The 15709-nt window shown below is 62.8% G+C and carries 11 protein-coding genes; 4 read left to right on the top strand and 7 right to left on the bottom strand.

Annotated elements, in window-relative coordinates; translation table 11 throughout:
• Window positions 1-51: 51 nt before the first annotated feature.
• A complete protein-coding gene (recG, locus tag G5306_RS12305; protein WP_421312917.1) occupies window positions 52-2121 on the top strand; it encodes an ATP-dependent DNA helicase RecG in 2070 nt (689 codons plus the stop codon).
• A gap of 31 nt (window positions 2122-2152) precedes the next feature.
• On the top strand, window positions 2153-4270 hold the full coding sequence (locus G5306_RS12310) for an AsmA family protein (RefSeq protein ID WP_421312918.1): 2118 nt from the start codon (window positions 2153-2155) through the stop codon (window positions 4268-4270).
• A 54-nt stretch (window positions 4271-4324) separates the two neighbouring features.
• On the opposite strand, the gene G5306_RS12315 is transcribed toward G5306_RS12310, so the two are convergent.
• Window positions 4325-5233, bottom strand: a complete 909-nt coding sequence (locus G5306_RS12315) for a YiiD C-terminal domain-containing protein (RefSeq protein WP_421312919.1) — start codon at window positions 5231-5233, stop codon at window positions 4325-4327.
• 170 nt (window positions 5234-5403) lie between these two features.
• On the opposite strand from G5306_RS12315, the gene G5306_RS12320 reads away from it, so the two are divergent.
• Window positions 5404-6084, top strand: a complete 681-nt coding sequence (locus G5306_RS12320) for a spermidine synthase (protein WP_368208647.1) — start codon at window positions 5404-5406, stop codon at window positions 6082-6084.
• On the opposite strand, the gene dtd is transcribed toward G5306_RS12320, so the two are convergent.
• The 5 genes from dtd to G5306_RS12345 all read right to left on the bottom strand — a co-directional run bounded on the left by dtd (window position 6073) and on the right by G5306_RS12345 (window position 11977).
• The gene (dtd, locus tag G5306_RS12325) at window positions 6073-6510 is read right to left on the bottom strand and encodes a D-aminoacyl-tRNA deacylase (RefSeq protein WP_368208630.1); all 438 of its coding nucleotides are present in this window, start codon (window positions 6508-6510) and stop codon (window positions 6073-6075) included. The two genes, G5306_RS12320 and dtd, sit on opposite strands and share 12 nt — an antisense overlap.
• A gap of 92 nt (window positions 6511-6602) precedes the next feature.
• Complete coding sequence (locus G5306_RS12330; RefSeq protein WP_005340664.1) at window positions 6603-7475, bottom strand: virulence factor BrkB family protein; 873 nt, start codon at window positions 7473-7475, stop codon at window positions 6603-6605.
• A gap of 176 nt (window positions 7476-7651) precedes the next feature.
• Window positions 7652-8893, bottom strand: coding sequence for a malic enzyme-like NAD(P)-binding protein (locus G5306_RS12335; RefSeq protein ID WP_368208629.1), 1242 nt, complete (start codon window positions 8891-8893; stop codon window positions 7652-7654).
• Window positions 8894-9147: 254 nt separating this feature from the next.
• Complete coding sequence (locus G5306_RS12340) at window positions 9148-10374, bottom strand: aromatic amino acid transporter (protein ID WP_100652317.1); 1227 nt, start codon at window positions 10372-10374, stop codon at window positions 9148-9150.
• A gap of 169 nt (window positions 10375-10543) precedes the next feature.
• Window positions 10544-11977 carry a DUF2867 domain-containing protein gene (locus tag G5306_RS12345; RefSeq protein WP_069527629.1) on the bottom strand — a complete coding sequence of 478 codons (1434 nt, stop codon included), beginning with the start codon at window positions 11975-11977 and terminating at the stop codon, window positions 10544-10546.
• Between the two features lie 286 nt (window positions 11978-12263).
• On the opposite strand from G5306_RS12345, the gene G5306_RS12350 reads away from it, so the two are divergent.
• Window positions 12264-13355 carry a hypothetical protein gene (locus tag G5306_RS12350; protein WP_421312920.1) on the top strand — a complete coding sequence of 364 codons (1092 nt, stop codon included), beginning with the start codon at window positions 12264-12266 and terminating at the stop codon, window positions 13353-13355.
• 66 nt (window positions 13356-13421) lie between these two features.
• On the opposite strand, the gene priA is transcribed toward G5306_RS12350, so the two are convergent.
• Entirely contained in the window at window positions 13422-15629 is a 2208-nt protein-coding gene (priA, locus tag G5306_RS12355; RefSeq protein ID WP_421312921.1) for a primosomal protein N', read from the bottom strand.
• Window positions 15630-15709: the final 80 nt, after the last annotated feature.

Consider the following 15709-nt stretch of genomic DNA (forward strand, 5'->3'; position numbering starts at 1 on the left):
AACAACCCCTATCATCTGGACATATTTACAGTGTTTTCGGGCATCTAATTGATGAAATTGGATAAAATTCCTCTCGATAGCCTCAAGGGTGTCGGCAGCAAGATGCTGGAGAAGCTCGAGCGGCTGGGGCTGGCCACGGTACAGGACCTGCTGTTCCACCTCCCCCTGCGCTACGAGGACCGCACCCAGGTGTGGCCCATCGGCGATCTGCCGCCCGGCCTGCACGGCGCAGTCGAGGGCGAAATCCAGGACACTCAGCTGGTGATGGGGCGCCGCCGCATGATGGTCTGTCGCATCAGCGATGGTACCGGCACCCTCACCCTGCGCTTCTTCAACTTCACCGCCGCCCAGAAGAACAGTCTGGCGACGGGCCGCCTGATGCGCTGCTTTGGCGAGGTGCGCCCCGGCAAATACGGGCTGGAGATGGCCCACCCCGAGTACAAGCTGCTCGGTGAGGAGCAAGCTGGTCAGACCGAAGAGGCGCTCACCCCCGTCTACCCGACTACCGAAGGGCTGCGCCAGCTCACCCTGCGCAATCTCACCGATCAGGCGCTGGCCCAGCTCGACCTCTACGGCGTGGAGGAGCTGCTGCCCGCCGGACTCTATCCCCATCAGATTGAACTGGCCGCCGCCCTGAAGCTGCTGCATCGCCCGCCTCCCTCGGTGGCGCTGCCGCTGCTGGAAAGCGGCCAACATCCGGCCCAGCAGCGACTGGTACTGGAGGAGCTGCTGGCGCACAACCTCTCGGTCTTGAAGGTGCGCGCTCAGGCACAAACCCAGCTGGCCCGCGCCCTCAAACCGGCGCCTGCGCTGGTCGAACAGCTGCTCGGCGCCCTGCCGTTCAAGCCGACCGGCGCCCAGAGCCGGGTGGTGGCCGAGATAAGCAAGGATCTGCAACAGAGTCACCCCATGATGCGGCTGGTGCAGGGTGACGTAGGCTCCGGCAAGACCCTGGTCGCAGCGCTGGCCGCCCTGCAGGCCATCGGCAACGGCTGTCAGGTGGGGCTGATGGCGCCGACCGAACTGCTGGCGGAACAGCACGCCATCAACTTCGCCAAGTGGCTGGAGCCGCTCGGCATCGGAGTCGGCTGGCTGGCGGGCAAGCAGAAAGGCAAGGCGCGGGAGGAGGCGCTGGCCGCCATTGCCGATGGCAGCGTCAAGATGGTGGTGGGCACCCACGCCATCTTTCAGGAGCAGGTGGTGTTCCAGCGTCTGGCGCTGGTCATCATCGATGAACAGCACAGATTCGGGGTGCATCAGCGCCTCGCCCTGCGCGAGAAAGGGGAGCGGGAAGGGGTACATCCCCATCAGCTCATCATGACCGCCACCCCCATCCCCCGCACTCTGGCGATGACCGCCTATGCCGACCTCGACACCTCGGTCATCGACGAGCTGCCGCCGGGCCGAACCCCCATCACCACAGTCGCGCTGCCCGACAGTCGTCGTGGCGATGTGATCGAACGGGTCAAGCTCGCCTGCACCGAAGGCAAGCAGGCCTACTGGGTCTGCACCCTGATCGAGGAGTCGGAGGTGCTGGAGTGTCAGGCCGCCGAGGATACCGCTACCGAGCTGCAGAACCTGTTGCCCGGTCTGCATATCGGGCTGGTACACGGCCGGATGCGGCCGGTGGAGAAACAGCGGGTGATGGAGGAGTTCAAGGCAGGCATACTGCAACTGCTGGTCGCCACCACCGTCATCGAGGTGGGGGTGGATGTGCCCAACGCCAGCCTGATGATCATCGAGAATCCGGAACGGCTCGGGCTGGCGCAGTTGCACCAGTTGCGCGGCCGGGTTGGCCGGGGGGCGGTAGCCTCTCACTGCGTGCTGCTCTATCATGCCCCCTTGTCCAAGACGGCCCAGAGCCGGCTCGGGGTGCTGCGGGAAACCAACGACGGCTTCCTCATCGCCCAGCGCGATCTGGAACTGCGCGGCCCGGGGGAACTGCTCGGCACTCGCCAGACCGGTCTGGCCGATCTCAAGATCGCCGATCTGGTGCGGGATCAACCGCTTATTCCGCAGGTGCAAAAGATGGCGCGCTTCCTTATGGATAGGCACCCAAGCCATGTCGAACCCTTGATTCGCCGTTGGCTCGGTCTGCGAGACCACTACTCAAACGCCTGACAACACACCCCAAAACAGGAGGAAAGCACCCATGAATTCCTGGCTACGCGGCCTGCTCTACACCTTCGCCTTCCTGCTGCTGTTTGTCTGGGTTGCCCTCGGCCTGTTCGACGCCGAGCGCGCCAAAGGCCCCATCGCCAGCTGGATCAGCCAGCAGACCGGCGTGCCGGTCACCATAGGGCGACTGGTGTTCAACCCGCTGCACCCCTACACCCTGCTGGCGGAGCAGGTGCGTTACGGCGATGCGGTCTCCCTAGACAAGATCTATCTGGAGGTCGAGAGCATCGACTGGCTGAGCCGCGACGTGCGCATCGCCCATCTCGATCTCATTCGCCCCGCCATCAAGCTGCCGCTGCCCAACCAGCTACCTAGCCTGCCGGTGCACTCCCTCACCATCAGCGACAGCACCATAGACAGGCTCAGTCTGGAGAGCCCCGAGCTGACCCTGCGTGGACTCAATGCCACCCTGAGTGACTGGGAGCTGATCGACCCGAAACGGCAACCACAGGCCAACCTGAGCCTCAATATCGGCCAGCTGGAGACTCCGCAGTTCACCTTCGCCCGTCTCAACCTGCAAGGACGGCTGGAAGGAGAAGTGCTGCGCACCGACAAGCTGGTGACCAACCTGTTTGACGGTCTGCTGGAGACCGGCATGGTGCTGGACTGGCCCGCTCGCACCCTGCAACTGCATGACCTCAAGGCGCGCGGCATGCGGGTCGAGCTGGGGGATCTGACACAGCAAGGCTTCCCGCAGCGCTTCCCGTTGCCAAGCGTATCGCTGGATCGTGGTCAGCTGGACGGCGTCAGCCTCAACGACATCAATCAGGAACTCTCCTTCAACAACTTCAGCGGCCAGCTCACCGCCTTCAACTGGCAGGCGGGCAGCCAGCCCACCGGCTATCTGAGCGGCACCCTGGGCGACATGGGCCGTGGCCTGTTCCAGCTGGAGGAGATCAAGGGCAAGCTCGCCTTCTCGCCCCAGCAGATCGACGGCGAACTGCAGGGCAAGGCCTATGAAGGGGAGTTCAATGTCGAGCTCTCCCTCGATAGCCAGCAGCAGAAGCTGACCCTGAAAGACGTGGCGCTGAGCGGCATGGATATCAGCCTGCCGCAAGGGTGGTGGCAGGATTGGCAGAGCTGGCGCCCGCAGCAGGTCGATATCCGCAAGCTGGCGTTCGACAAGCTCAAGGTGCTCTCCTTCGACGATACCCTGCCCCTGTCGCTGACCGGCTGGCAGCTCTATCTGAGCGATCTCGCCCTGCGCGATAACCAACCCGGCCCGCTGCTCGGCCGTGCTCGTATCGAGAGCAAGTGGTTCGAGCTGGTGTGGGATGGCCTCAGCGCCCGCAACGGCGAACTGTATGGGGAGCTGACCCCCAGCTCCTGGCAACTGGGCAAGCTCACCAGCTCGCTGCCGGATGAGGGCTCCCTCAGCCTGAGTGGCCAGTGGGGCCGCGAACCGGGCCAGAGCAGCCGCCTCCAACTGCAGGCGACCAAGCTGGATCTACAGCAATGGGGCAAGCTATTCCACTCCCCGGTCTCCTTTGCCGGCAAGGCGGACGTGAGCGCCGACCTGCAAGCCGAACACGGCAAAACGGCGGGCGAGTGGCGCCAGACCCTGCAGGGCAGCTTTGCCCTCGATGCCGACGAGCCGTTCTGGGACAAGGTAAAGATAGATCCGCTGCTGGATCAGTGGTTCAAGGGGGCGACCCCACCCACCCTGACGCCGGATCAGCTGTGGCAGGCGATGCAGGAGGGTGACACCCCCTTCTACCGCATCAAGCTGCTGGGCAAGATCGACAAGGGGCAACTGCAGATCGAGCAGGCTGGTGCCTCCACCATCACCCATCTGCTGGCGCTGCAAGGGGGGATCGATCTGGTCAACGAGCAGTGGCAGCTCGATCTGGGGATCCTCAATGGCAACCGCTGCGCCGAGCTGCTCGGCCAGTGGCGAGGGCCGTTGACGGAACCCACGCTGGCTTGGAGCTTCCCTCAGAAGCAGGACGCCTGCGGCTGGGAAGTGGGAGTACGCTATCCTCCGCAAGGCAACAGTGCCCCGCTCTGGCGACCGGCTCCCGCGCCGAAAGCCCAAAACCAGGCCCAAGTGCAGACCCAAGCCGGGCAGGCAAGCGACAGCCGGCAAGGGTAAAAACAGACAAGGCCTCATAATGAGGCCTTGTTGTTTGATGGGGAAACGACGCGGTTACTGGCCCGGACGACGGGGCGGCTGCACCACGTAGTGGCCGCAGAACTCCGCCGCCAGTTTACTGCCGCTGAACAGCTGGATCTTGAGGCTGAAGGTGGCAGGCTCCCCCCGTTTGAGCGGCTGCAGCACGGCGGGCATCCCCTCGCGGGCCACTCGCGCCTCGGGCTCCTCATCGACCGAGCCATGATATTTGATGGTGCTCTCGGCCAGCACCGGCTCGCCCACCAGCCCCTCCTCTTTAAGCTGCAGCCAGATCAGCCCCCAGCCCGCCAGCACGCACTGGCTGTAGACACTACCGGCGAACATGCTGCCATGCACGTTGAAGTTGGCCGCCAAATTGGCCTTGAGGTGGAAAGTCTGGCCATCGTAGTGGCTGATATGCATCCCCATCTTCTCGCTGATGGGTACCCCGCGCGACCAGCGGGTGGTGAGATCCTGACACCACTCCGGCCGGTACTGGATAGTCTGCAACGGGCTCAGGGATTTGATCATCTGGCGATGGGGAATCCGACCAAAGGAGACGGGGCCGCCCCCCACTTCGAGAAAACCGCACTTGCGATAGAACTCCACCGCCTCCTGACGGGCGTTCATCACCAGCCGTTTCACCTTCTCGCTGCGGGCCAGCTCCTCGAGATCCTCCACCATTTTGGCGCCCAGCCCCTGGCCGCGATATTCGGGACGCAGCGCCATAAAGCGGATCTGCGCCTCGTCACCGCCGATAAAGAGGCGCCCCACCGCGATGGGAGTGCCATCGGGGGCCAACATCAGCCGGTGAATGGCGACGGTGTCGTATTCGTCCCGCTCGGAACCGACGGGCAGATTGAAGGGCTTACGCAGAAGTTCCCAGCGCAACTGGTAGTAGGCATCCAGCTCGGCTGCCGTTTGAGGGGTGACTACCCGATACATAAAGCGATCCTTGAGTTTGCGCCGACTGGCAGATGGAAGGGCTTACACAGACGTTTCCAGCGCAGCTTGCAGTAAGTACCCGGCTCGGCGACTGTCTGAGGGGTGACTACCCGGTACATAGTTTCATCCTTGAGTTACACTGGTCGGAAACCATCTTGCCGTGCAAATTCATGGACTTCAATCTGCAAGCGTACCAAGCCGATCACTTGTTGCACCTCAGCGTCAAACCCCAGCGCCGCCTCACGGTACAGGAAAATGACCAGCACCGCTGGCTGGAGATAGATGGCGTGGTGCAATCCGCCATGTCGCTCGCCGACCCCGCGACCCTCTGTCTGCCCCATCAGCGGGTCATCGCCTGCCTGCTACCGGAGCGGGCTGAGCAAATCCTCGAACTGGGGCTGGGTGGCGGCGATCTCACCCGCCATCTGAGTCAGCGCTGGCCCGATGCTCGCCACGAGTGCGTTGACCTCGACGAAGAGGTGCTGACCGTTTATCAGCAGTTTTTCCAGCATCAGGCGCACGATGGGCAAGCCGTTCCGACACTCCATCAGGCCGATGCCCTCGCCTTTCTCGAGCAGAGCGAGCAGCAGTACGACCTCATCCTGCTCGATCTCTTCAGTCAGGATGGCAACCCGCTGCTGCTGTTTCAGGAGCGGCTCTACCGGGCGCTGGCTCCCCGCCTCAGCGGCACTCTGGTCATCAACCTGCTGCCGCGCACCGCGCTTGAGCTAACCCACGCCCTGACGCTGATCGAACAGTGGATTGGCCCCGCAACCCCCTATCCGGTTGCGGGGCTTATCAACGTGATCGTCCACGTCACACCGCGGGACGAGACATCCTCAGACCTGTAGCCAGAAGGTAACCGGGCCGTCGTTGACCAGCGCCACCTTCATGTCGGCGGCAAAACGCCCGGTTTCGGTCGGGATGCCGCTGGCAGCAGCCTTCGCCACGAAGTAGTCATAGAGGCGTTCGGCCTCGCTCGGGTGGGCACCGCAGGAGAAGCTCGGGCGCATCCCGCTCTTGGTATCGGCCGCCAGGGTAAACTGGGAGACCACCAGCAGGCTGCCGCCGACCTGACCGACATTGAGGTTCATCTTGCCATTCTCGTCACTGAAGACCCGATAGCCGCTCACCTTGTGCAGCAGTTTGTCGGCCTTGGCCTCGTCATCCCCCTGCTCTACTCCGAGCAGTACCAGCAATCCCTGACCGATGGCGCCGGTCACCTCCCCCTCAACAGTCACGCTGGCCTCGCTGACCCGCTGAATCAGTGCAATCACATCCCTCTCCTCTCAAAACAGAACGACCGCCCCAGCTCGATTGCAGGGGCGGTCGTCGATGCTACCAATAAACCGGTGGCCAAGGCGATGGCTTAGCCAAGCTCCTCGCTCGCCGGCTTCTCGTACTCACCGAGGCAGGCTGTGGTCTCCGCACCGAGCAGCACCACCAGCCAGCTTAAATAGACCCAGACAAACAGAATCGGGATGGTGGCCAGCGCACCGTAGATGGCCTGATAGGAGGGGAAGTTGGTGATATAGATGGCAAAGCCGCGCTTGGCCAGCTCGAACAGGGTCGCCGCTACCAGCGCACCGATAAAGGCGTGGATCAGCCGCACCTTGCAGTTCGGCACCACGGTATAGACCAGCAGGAAGGTGAGCACCGAGAAGAGGAACGGCAAACCGCGCAACAGCAGATAACCGATGCCGAACAGGCTCTCGGCGCCAAACAGCCGCAGCGAGAAGATATAGGAGGAGATGGCGATACTGGCCCCGATAAGCACAGGCCCCAGGGTCAGGATCATCCAGTACATGGCAAAGGCCTGCGCCAGCGGGCGGCCCTGGGTCGAGCGCCAGATGTAGTTGAGGTTCTTGTCGATGGCGGAGATCAGCATCAACGCCACCACCACCAGCGCCCCAATCCCCACAGCAGTGGTGTTGGTGGCATTGGCGACGAAGCCGTCGATGTACTCCTTGAGCATATCGCCCGCGGTCGGCACGAAGTTGTGGTAGACGAACTGCTCCATCGCCTGCTTGAGGCTCTGGAACACCGGGAAGGCGGACATCATGCCAAAGACCACGGCGATCATCGGCACCAGTGAAAGCAGGGTGACATAGGCCAGATAACCGGCGGTAACCGTCAATCTGTCCTGCTGGAAACGGCCCCAGACAAACTGGGCAAAGTGGCGACCATCATGGCGCAAGAAGGAGAGGGCGTGGGCCAAACGGCCGCTGACAGGCTGCTGCATCTTGATTCTCGTTAGCGTCATAGTGGCAATATTGTGTCAGAGGAGAGCGCTGTTTGACCACCTTTGAACCCGATTTGCCTCCATATGCCCCAACCTGTTACCCGGGTTACGCCTCCGACTGTCGCCAGAAGCAGAGATAAAAACGGCCCCGCTATGGGGCCGTTTGCAACGCTGGATTACAGCATGTAGTCCGCAGGTAGCTCGATGCGGGCGACGCCGGAGGCCACCGCCGCCAGCGCCACGGCGCGGGCTACGCGCGGCAGCAGACGGGCATCCATCGGCTTGGGAATGACGTAATCCTTGCCGAAGGCAAGCTCGCTAACCCCGGCGGCGGTCAGCACCTCGGCTGGCACCAGCTCCTTGGCCAGCGCGCGGATCGCTTCGACCGCAGCAATCTTCATGGCATCGTTGATGCGGCTGGCACGGGCGTCGAGGGCTCCGCGGAAGATGAAGGGGAAGCAGAGCACGTTATTGATCTGGTTCGGGTAGTCGGAGCGGCCGGTACCCATGATGAGGTCGCTGCGTACGGCGTGGGCCAGCGCAGGCTTGATCTCCGGGTCCGGGTTGGAGCAGGCGAAGATCACCGGGTTGGGCGCCATCAGTGCGACCGCTTCGGCGGGCAACACGTCGGGGCCTGAAACACCGACAAACACATCAGCTCCTTCGATGACATCCATCAGGGTACGCAGCGGGGTCTCGTTGGCGAAGCGCTGCTTGTACTTATTGAGATCGCTGCGGCCGGAGTGGATAACACCCTGACGATCCAGCATGAAGATGTTGTGCGCCCTGGCACCACACTTGATCAGCAGGTCCATGCAGGCGGTGGCGGCAGCCCCCGCCCCCATGCAGACGATGCGGCTATCGCTGATGAGCTTGCCCTGGATCTCCAGCGCATTGAGCAGCCCGGCGGCGGTGACGATAGCGGTACCGTGCTGGTCATCATGGAACACCGGAATATCGCAGCGCTCGATCAGCGCCTGCTCGATCTCGAAACACTCCGGTGCCTTGATATCTTCCAGATTGATGCCGCCGAAGGTATCGGCGATAGCCGCCACCGTGTCGATGAACTGCTGGCTGGTCTCGTGCTTCACCTCGATGTCGATAGCATCGATGCCGGCGAAGCGCTTGAACAGCAGGGCCTTGCCCTCCATCACCGGCTTGGAGGCCAGCGGCCCCAGATTGCCCAGCCCCAGAATGGCGGTGCCGTTGGAGATGACGGCCACCAGATTGCCTTTGCCGGTATAGCGGTAGGCATCGGCCGGGTTGGCAGCGATCTCGCGTACCGGCTCGGCGACACCCGGGCTGTAGGCCAGCGCCAGATCGCGGGCGGTTTCGGCTGGCTTGGTCAGGGCGATGGCAATTTTGCCCGGTACGGGCTGGGCGTGGTAATCGAGTGCTTCTTGACGCAGATCGGACATGGGGGACCCCGATGTGGTTGGTGCAAATGAGGTGCCGGCAGGGGGCACGCAGAAGGGCGGGGATCATAAAAGAAAGCGGTGGGCATGCCCAGCAGATCATGCTGCCATCAGCCAGATCAGACCAGTTATTTCAGCAACTTACCCCACCAACAACTACCACTTTAGTTATAGATCCTGCCATGTGGGGTAAAAATGGAGCAAAAAGGGCGGCAAGTTGGCCTTGCCGCCCTTTCTGTCAGTGCTGTAGACCTGACTCAGTTGCCCAGATAGACCGGCAACAGATTTGCCATCGACAGGAAGTGGAACAGCGCGGTCGCCAATCCGAACAGGATCAGCAACCAGGCCATCAGCTTGCCACCAGGGGTAACGAAGTGGGGTGTCACTTCGCCCCGCTCGGCCCGCGCCCGGGTGCGCAGCACCAGCAGTGCCGGAATGATGCAGGTCCAGATGGTGGCGGCGGCACCGGCATAACCGATGGCCAGCAGGAAACCGAACGGGAAGAGCAGGGAGAGCAGCAGCGGCGGCAGGAAGGTGACCGCCCAGGTCTTGCAGCGACCGGCGCGGCTGTTGTCGAACTTGAACAGATCAGCCAGATAGTCGAACACCCCGAGCCCCACCCCGATAAAGGAGGAGAGAATGGCCGCCATGGAGAAGCCGTTGATGGCGCTGGCCACCTTCTCCGATTCGATCACCCCTGAAAGCGCGGAGAGCAGCACACTCACGTCCCCCCCCTTGGCAATCACGGGGGCAAAATCCTGACGGGGCAGGTTGCCGAAGATCCCCAGCAGCCAGAGCACGTAGAGCGCCAGCGCGATCAGGGTTCCCCCCAGAATGGCCCATCTGGCCTGCTGCTCGTTCTGGTAGTAGGCACGCAGAGAGGCCACAGAGTGGTGATAGCCGAACGAGGTGAGCGCCACCGGCAGCATCGCCATGGCATAGGGGGCGTAGCGACTCTCGCTGCCCGCCAGATCGAGCAGGGTCGGCAGCTTGATACTGCCGAGCAGCCCGGCCACACCGAGGGCGAAACTGAGGATCATGAAGGCGATCAGCACCACAGAGATGCGGTCAACGGCGCGGGTCGAGTGCCACACCACCGCAGAGAAGAGCGCCACGAACAACACGGACGCGAGCTTGCTGTCGATCCCCAGAATGCCCTGCAGGATGGCACCGGAGGAGGTGATATAGGCGTAGAGCAGAATGCCGCCAACAAAGTAGACCGAGAGGTTGTTGAGGAGATTGAGCTTCTCCCCCAGCAGCTCGCGAGTCACGGTATTGAAGGAGACCCGCATGTCGTGGTGCTGGAAGGATTCCAGCAGCATCCAGCCGGAGAGGGTCATCATCACCATGGTGACGGTCAGCGCCAGCACCGACCAGAGGGTCCAGGCCCCCGCCCCCGAACTCGGCAGACCGAGCATGCCGGCCCCCACGCAGACGCTGGCAATGATGCAGGCGCCCCCCAAAATTGACGGTTTTTTCTTCATAATCCCTTCTTTTTCTGACTGATTATCTATCCGCGGTAAACAAGACCGCGGCATGATGCCAGCCTTTGCCATGAGACGCCTACCACTATCTGCCATAACCTGGCATGGCCGCCGCATAAAAAATGCCCCGAATGGGGCACTCTATCAGCGGGGATAATGTGAAGAGGGGTTAATCCATCACCGGGATACCTGCCCTGGCTTCGGCCTGACGGGCGATGGCCTCTGTCATCCCCTGAAAAATGAAGAGGTGGAACGGCAGCATGGCGAGCCAGTAGGCCAGCCCCCAGGCGCCCTGCGGGTGCCAGTGAGCGGTGACCCGGATGCGGGTCAACCCGGACTCCTCCGGCAGGATGTTGAACTCCAGCCGCCCGACGCCCGGGGCCTTCATGTTGAACAAGAGATCGAGCCTGCGCCCCTCATCCACGCCGAGGATCTGCCAGGAGTCGAGCATGTCACCCTTCACGAAGCGATCGGGATTGGTGCGGCCACGGGTGCGGGCCGGACCGCCGATCAGATGATCCATCCATTCGCGCACCACCCACAGCTCGTTCATGTAGAAGTAGCGCTGCTCACCCCCCAGCTGCTGCAACACCTGCCACACCACCTCGGGGGAGGCGAGGCAGATGGCCTCGCCGCTGGCGGTGCGGTCGTAGAAGCCATATTCGGGATGGCGCCAGCGCAGGCCGAGGGGGGTCTCCTGCCCCTGCTGTTCGGCACCCAGCTTCTGCTCCAGCGCCAGACTCTCCGCCAGCGCCTCATCGAAGCTGAGCAGAGTCTGCGGCAGCAGGGCACGTAGCGGGCCATCATCGGCCGGAATATCGTGCTTGAGACCCCCCACCAGCGCCTTGGCCACCGGCTGCGGCACAGAGGTGACAAACTGCAGCCACCAGGCGGAGAGGCGCGGACTCAGAAACGGGATGGGAATGATGGGGCAGCGCTTGCCGATATGAGCGGCGAACTTCTGCAACTGCTGTTGGTAGCTGAGCAGCTCGGGGCCGACCGCATTGAAGATGCGGCCATCCACCTCGTCGGCCTCCACCAGCCCGCCCAGATAGTGAAGCAGGTTGGACAGCGCAATCGGCGGCGTGCGCGAGCGCACCCATTTGGGCGTCACCATCATCGGCAGGTTGAACACCAGATCCCGCATCACCTCGAACGCCGCCGAACCGGGCCCGATGATGATACCGGCGCGCAGCTCCACCGTCGGCACGCCGGAGTCACGAAACAACTCGCCACAGTGGCGGCGGGAGTTGAGATGACGGCTGTTGCACTGCTCCGGCTGGATCGCCCCGAGATAGATGATGCGGCGCACCCCGGCAGCACGAGCGGCGGCAGCGAAGTTCTTTACCCCCTGCTGCTCCAGCCGGTGAAAATCGGCCCCCGCCCCCATGGCATGCACCAGATAGAAGACGGTATCTATGCCCGCCAGCGCAGGCAGCAAGGTGATCGGCTTGAGGCTATCGGCGAGGCGAAACTCGACCCCCTCAGGCAAGCGGCAGGGACGGCGCGCCCCGGCTATCACCCTGTAGCCCAGCGTTTGCAGGTGGGGCACCAGATAGGAACCGATGTATCCTGCCGCTCCCATCACCAGACAGTTACGCATGAGTGAAGCCCTCAACATCATTGATGCAAGGGGCGCCAGACAGGAATCCACCATAGCCCGCCACGTCCATCACCAGACAATTTCCCATGTAATTCTCCCTATCCTCACCGATGCCGCTTGTCAGCCAGAGTGCGCCGCGTTACCTGAAAATGTTCAACTAGAGCGCCACCATCCAGTCTCTTGCCATCCTGCCACGCCACCACCTTGCAACCTAGTACTAACCACCTCCCTGATTAGTCCTATTTGGTGTTAAGCCCTGCTCACTAACAGGTCGATAACTGACCAGATGTATAGCGCCGAGGGCGAATATATGCGCATCGATCACTACGACCTCCAGGGGGAGGTGCAATACCGGCAACAGCAGGCCCAGAGCCGCAAGGTGCGCAACCTAGGGCCCGTGCCACCCGTCGTCAATCCACCGGAAGGCAACAACGCGGCAGTGGCCGGCGAACGCAGCAGCACCCTGACCCTCACCAGCGCCCTGACGCTGCAAACCGCGAGGCAATCGGCCGCCAGCCAGCAAGCGACAACACCTCCCGCCCCGCCCGCAGCGGACGTCGGCAAAGAGCAGGATGGTATTCCCGACGATGGACTAGATAACCGCCAGCGGCTGATCAAGCTGATGATCGAGGCGATGCTGGGCCACGAAATCGAGCTGCCCAAGCCGATCAACCCCTCCGAAGAGGGAGGCGATGGAGTGACCCAAGGAGATGCCGCTGCTCAAGCCGCCGAGCCGGATCAACTGGTGGAGGTGACTGACACCCTGCTGCAACAGGAGCAGCTCAACGTGGTGGCATCGGCCAGCGTAGCGACTCGGGATGGTCAGACTATTCAGCTCGATCTCGGCTTTGTGCTCGACTGGCGCCAGTTGGAGGTAAGCCAGCGGCGCACCACCCTCAATGCCCTCAAAGATCCGCTGGTGCTGAGTCTGGATGGCAAGATTGCCGATCTGACCGAGGCACGGGTCACTTTCGATATTGATCAGGATGGCAAGGAGGATAGCCTGCCGGGCTTGAGTGAAGGCAGCGGCTTTGTGGCGCTGGATCGCAATGGCAACGGCACCATAGACGATGGGGGCGAGCTGTTTGGTGCTCGCTCCGGCAATGGCTTCGGCGAGCTGGCCACCCTGGATGAGGATGGCAACGGGGTGCTGGATGAGGGGGATAGCCAGTTTTCAGCCCTGCAGTTCTGGCATCCGGATCACGCCCCCATCGCTCTGGTGGAGCTGGGGATCGGCGCCATCCTGCTGCGCCCCCTCGACACCCCCTTCAACCATCTGGGGGAGAGCGGCAATCAGGGGGTGCTGCGCCAATCCGGCCTCTATCTCACCGAACAGGGTAAAGGAGGCTGGGTGCAGCAGATCGATCTGCGGGTCTGAGCCTTGAAATGAAATCACCCATCGGTCGCTGACGATAACTGCCAGCGACCGGCTCCGGTGCCACCATCAACTCAGCTCGGTGGGGTCGATATCCAGACTCCAGCGCACCTTTTTGGTCTCGGGCCAGCCTTCCAGCTCCTTCACCACCCAATCCAGCAGTTGGGCCAGCGGTGCCCGGTTCGGCCCCTGCAGCAGCAACTGCATGCGAAATTTGCCCGCCTTGCGCTCCATAAAGCCGCTGATGGGCCCCAGCACCTGAACGTTGGGATAGCGGGCGCTGCGCAGGGTATCGGCGAGGCGGGCGAGGAACAGCTGCACCTCGTCGCGGCCGTTGGCCTCGGCGCGGAACAGCCCCTGATAGCTGAAGGGTGGCAGCCCCAGCAGGCGGCGCTCTTTCAACGCCGTATCGGCGAAGTGGCCGTAGCCATTCTGGGTCAGATCCTGCAGCAGGGCGTGCTCCGGATGGTGGCTCTGCAGCACTACCAACCCGGGTTTGCTGGCGCGACCGGCGCGGCCCGCCACCTGGGTGTAGAGCTGGGCCAGTTTCTCGGCGGCGCGAAAATCGGCGCTGAACAGGGCACCATCCACATCCAGCAGACCCACCAGCGTCACATCCGGGAAGTGGTGGCCCTTGGCCAGCATCTGGGTGCCGATCAGGATCTTGTACTTACCCGCCTTGATGTCGCCGAGATGGGTCTCCAGCTCCCCCTTGCGGCGGGTGTTGTCCCGATCGATGCGCACTACCGGATATTGCGGGAAAACCGTGGTAAGCAGCTGTTCCAGCTGTTCGGTGCCCACTCCCGAACCGATCAGTTCGTTGCTGCCACACTCGGGGCAGTGGTGGGGCAAGGGGCGTACGCTGTCACAGTGGTGGCAGTGCAGCCGTCGTCCGGCCTGATGCCAGGTGTACCAGGCATCGCAGCGCTCGCAGGCGGCGCTCCAGCCGCACTGGTGGCAGATCAGGGCCGGGGCATAGCCACGGCGGTTGAGAAACAGCATCACCTGATTGCCCGCCGCCAGATGCTCCGCCATCAACTGCTCCAGCTGAGGGGATAGCCCGGCCTGCAACCGCACGTTTTTGATATCCAGAATCACCTGCCGGGCGGTCTGGGCATTGCCGGCTCGGCGAGTCAGGGTGAGATGGTGATACTTGCCGGTGCGGGCGTTGTGCAGCGTCTCCAGTGACGGGGTGGCCGAGCCAAGCAGGATGGGGATACCGGCACGATGAGCCCGCATCACCGCCAGATCCCGCGCGTGGTAGCGAAAACCATCCTGCTGCTTGAAGGAGCCGTCGTGCTCTTCGTCGATGATGATGATGCCGAGGTTGTGAAACGGGGTGAACACCGCCGAGCGGGTGCCGATCAGGATGGCGGCGGCGCCGTCGCGGCAAGCGAGCCAGGCGTCGAGCCGCTCCCTGTCGTTCATGGCGGAGTTCATCGCCACCACCGGCACGTTGAAGCGGCGGCGAAAGCGGTTGATGGTCTGCGGGGTGAGGCCGATCTCCGGCACCATCACCAGCGCCTGCTTGCCCGCCTTGAGCAGGGGTTCGAGGATGCTCAGGTAGACCTCGGTCTTGCCGGAACCGGTAATGCCATCCAGCAGAAAGGCGCCGAACTTGTCGCTCTGGCTGGTAACGGCAGAGACGGCCAATGCCTGTTCGCCGTTGAGGCGCAGCCCCTCCCCCGGCTCGAAGCGGGCAGCCCAATCGCCGTCATGGCTCGGCTCCAGTGAGCGCTTCTCTAGCAACCCCTTCTTCTCCAGCGCGGTGAGAGCGGCGCTCTGGATCTCCTCCTGTTTGAGGGCGGAGGGGGTCTGCGGCCCCTTGCGCAGCAGGGCGAGCGCCTGCTGCTGCTTGGCCGCCCGCTTGAGCTCGTTAAGGTCGATGGCCATGCCAGCCTCGGTGGCAAACCAGAACTCCAGCTCCCGATAGGCGGCTGGCTCCCCCTTGCGCACCAACACCGGCAGGGCATGGGGCAGCACTTCCCCCAGCGGATGCTGGTAGTAGCTGGCGCTCCAGTTCATCAGCGCCAGAATATCCGGCCCCAGCACCGGAGCCGTGTCCAATACCCGTTTGATGGGCTTGAGCTTGTTGCGGGGCACCTGGCTGTCGGCCGGATGATCCACCACCAGCCCGACCAGGGTCTGGGGACCGAAAGGGATCTCGACCCGGCAACCGGGGGCAGGTAACGGCAGGGGAGAGAGATAGTCGAAGTGACGGCGTAACGGTACCGGGACAGCGACACGAACCAGATCCAGCGTTTGGGAAGAATTCACCAGGGGTTGCCTATTTTTTCTGCGAAGCCACTTGCCTGATCTCAGGCATTTCCTATATTATTCGCAGCCTTTGAAACTGT

The organism is Aeromonas sp. 603404 (genome assembly GCF_049171775.1).
Classification (GTDB): Bacteria; Pseudomonadota; Gammaproteobacteria; order Enterobacterales; family Aeromonadaceae; genus Aeromonas; species Aeromonas veronii_A.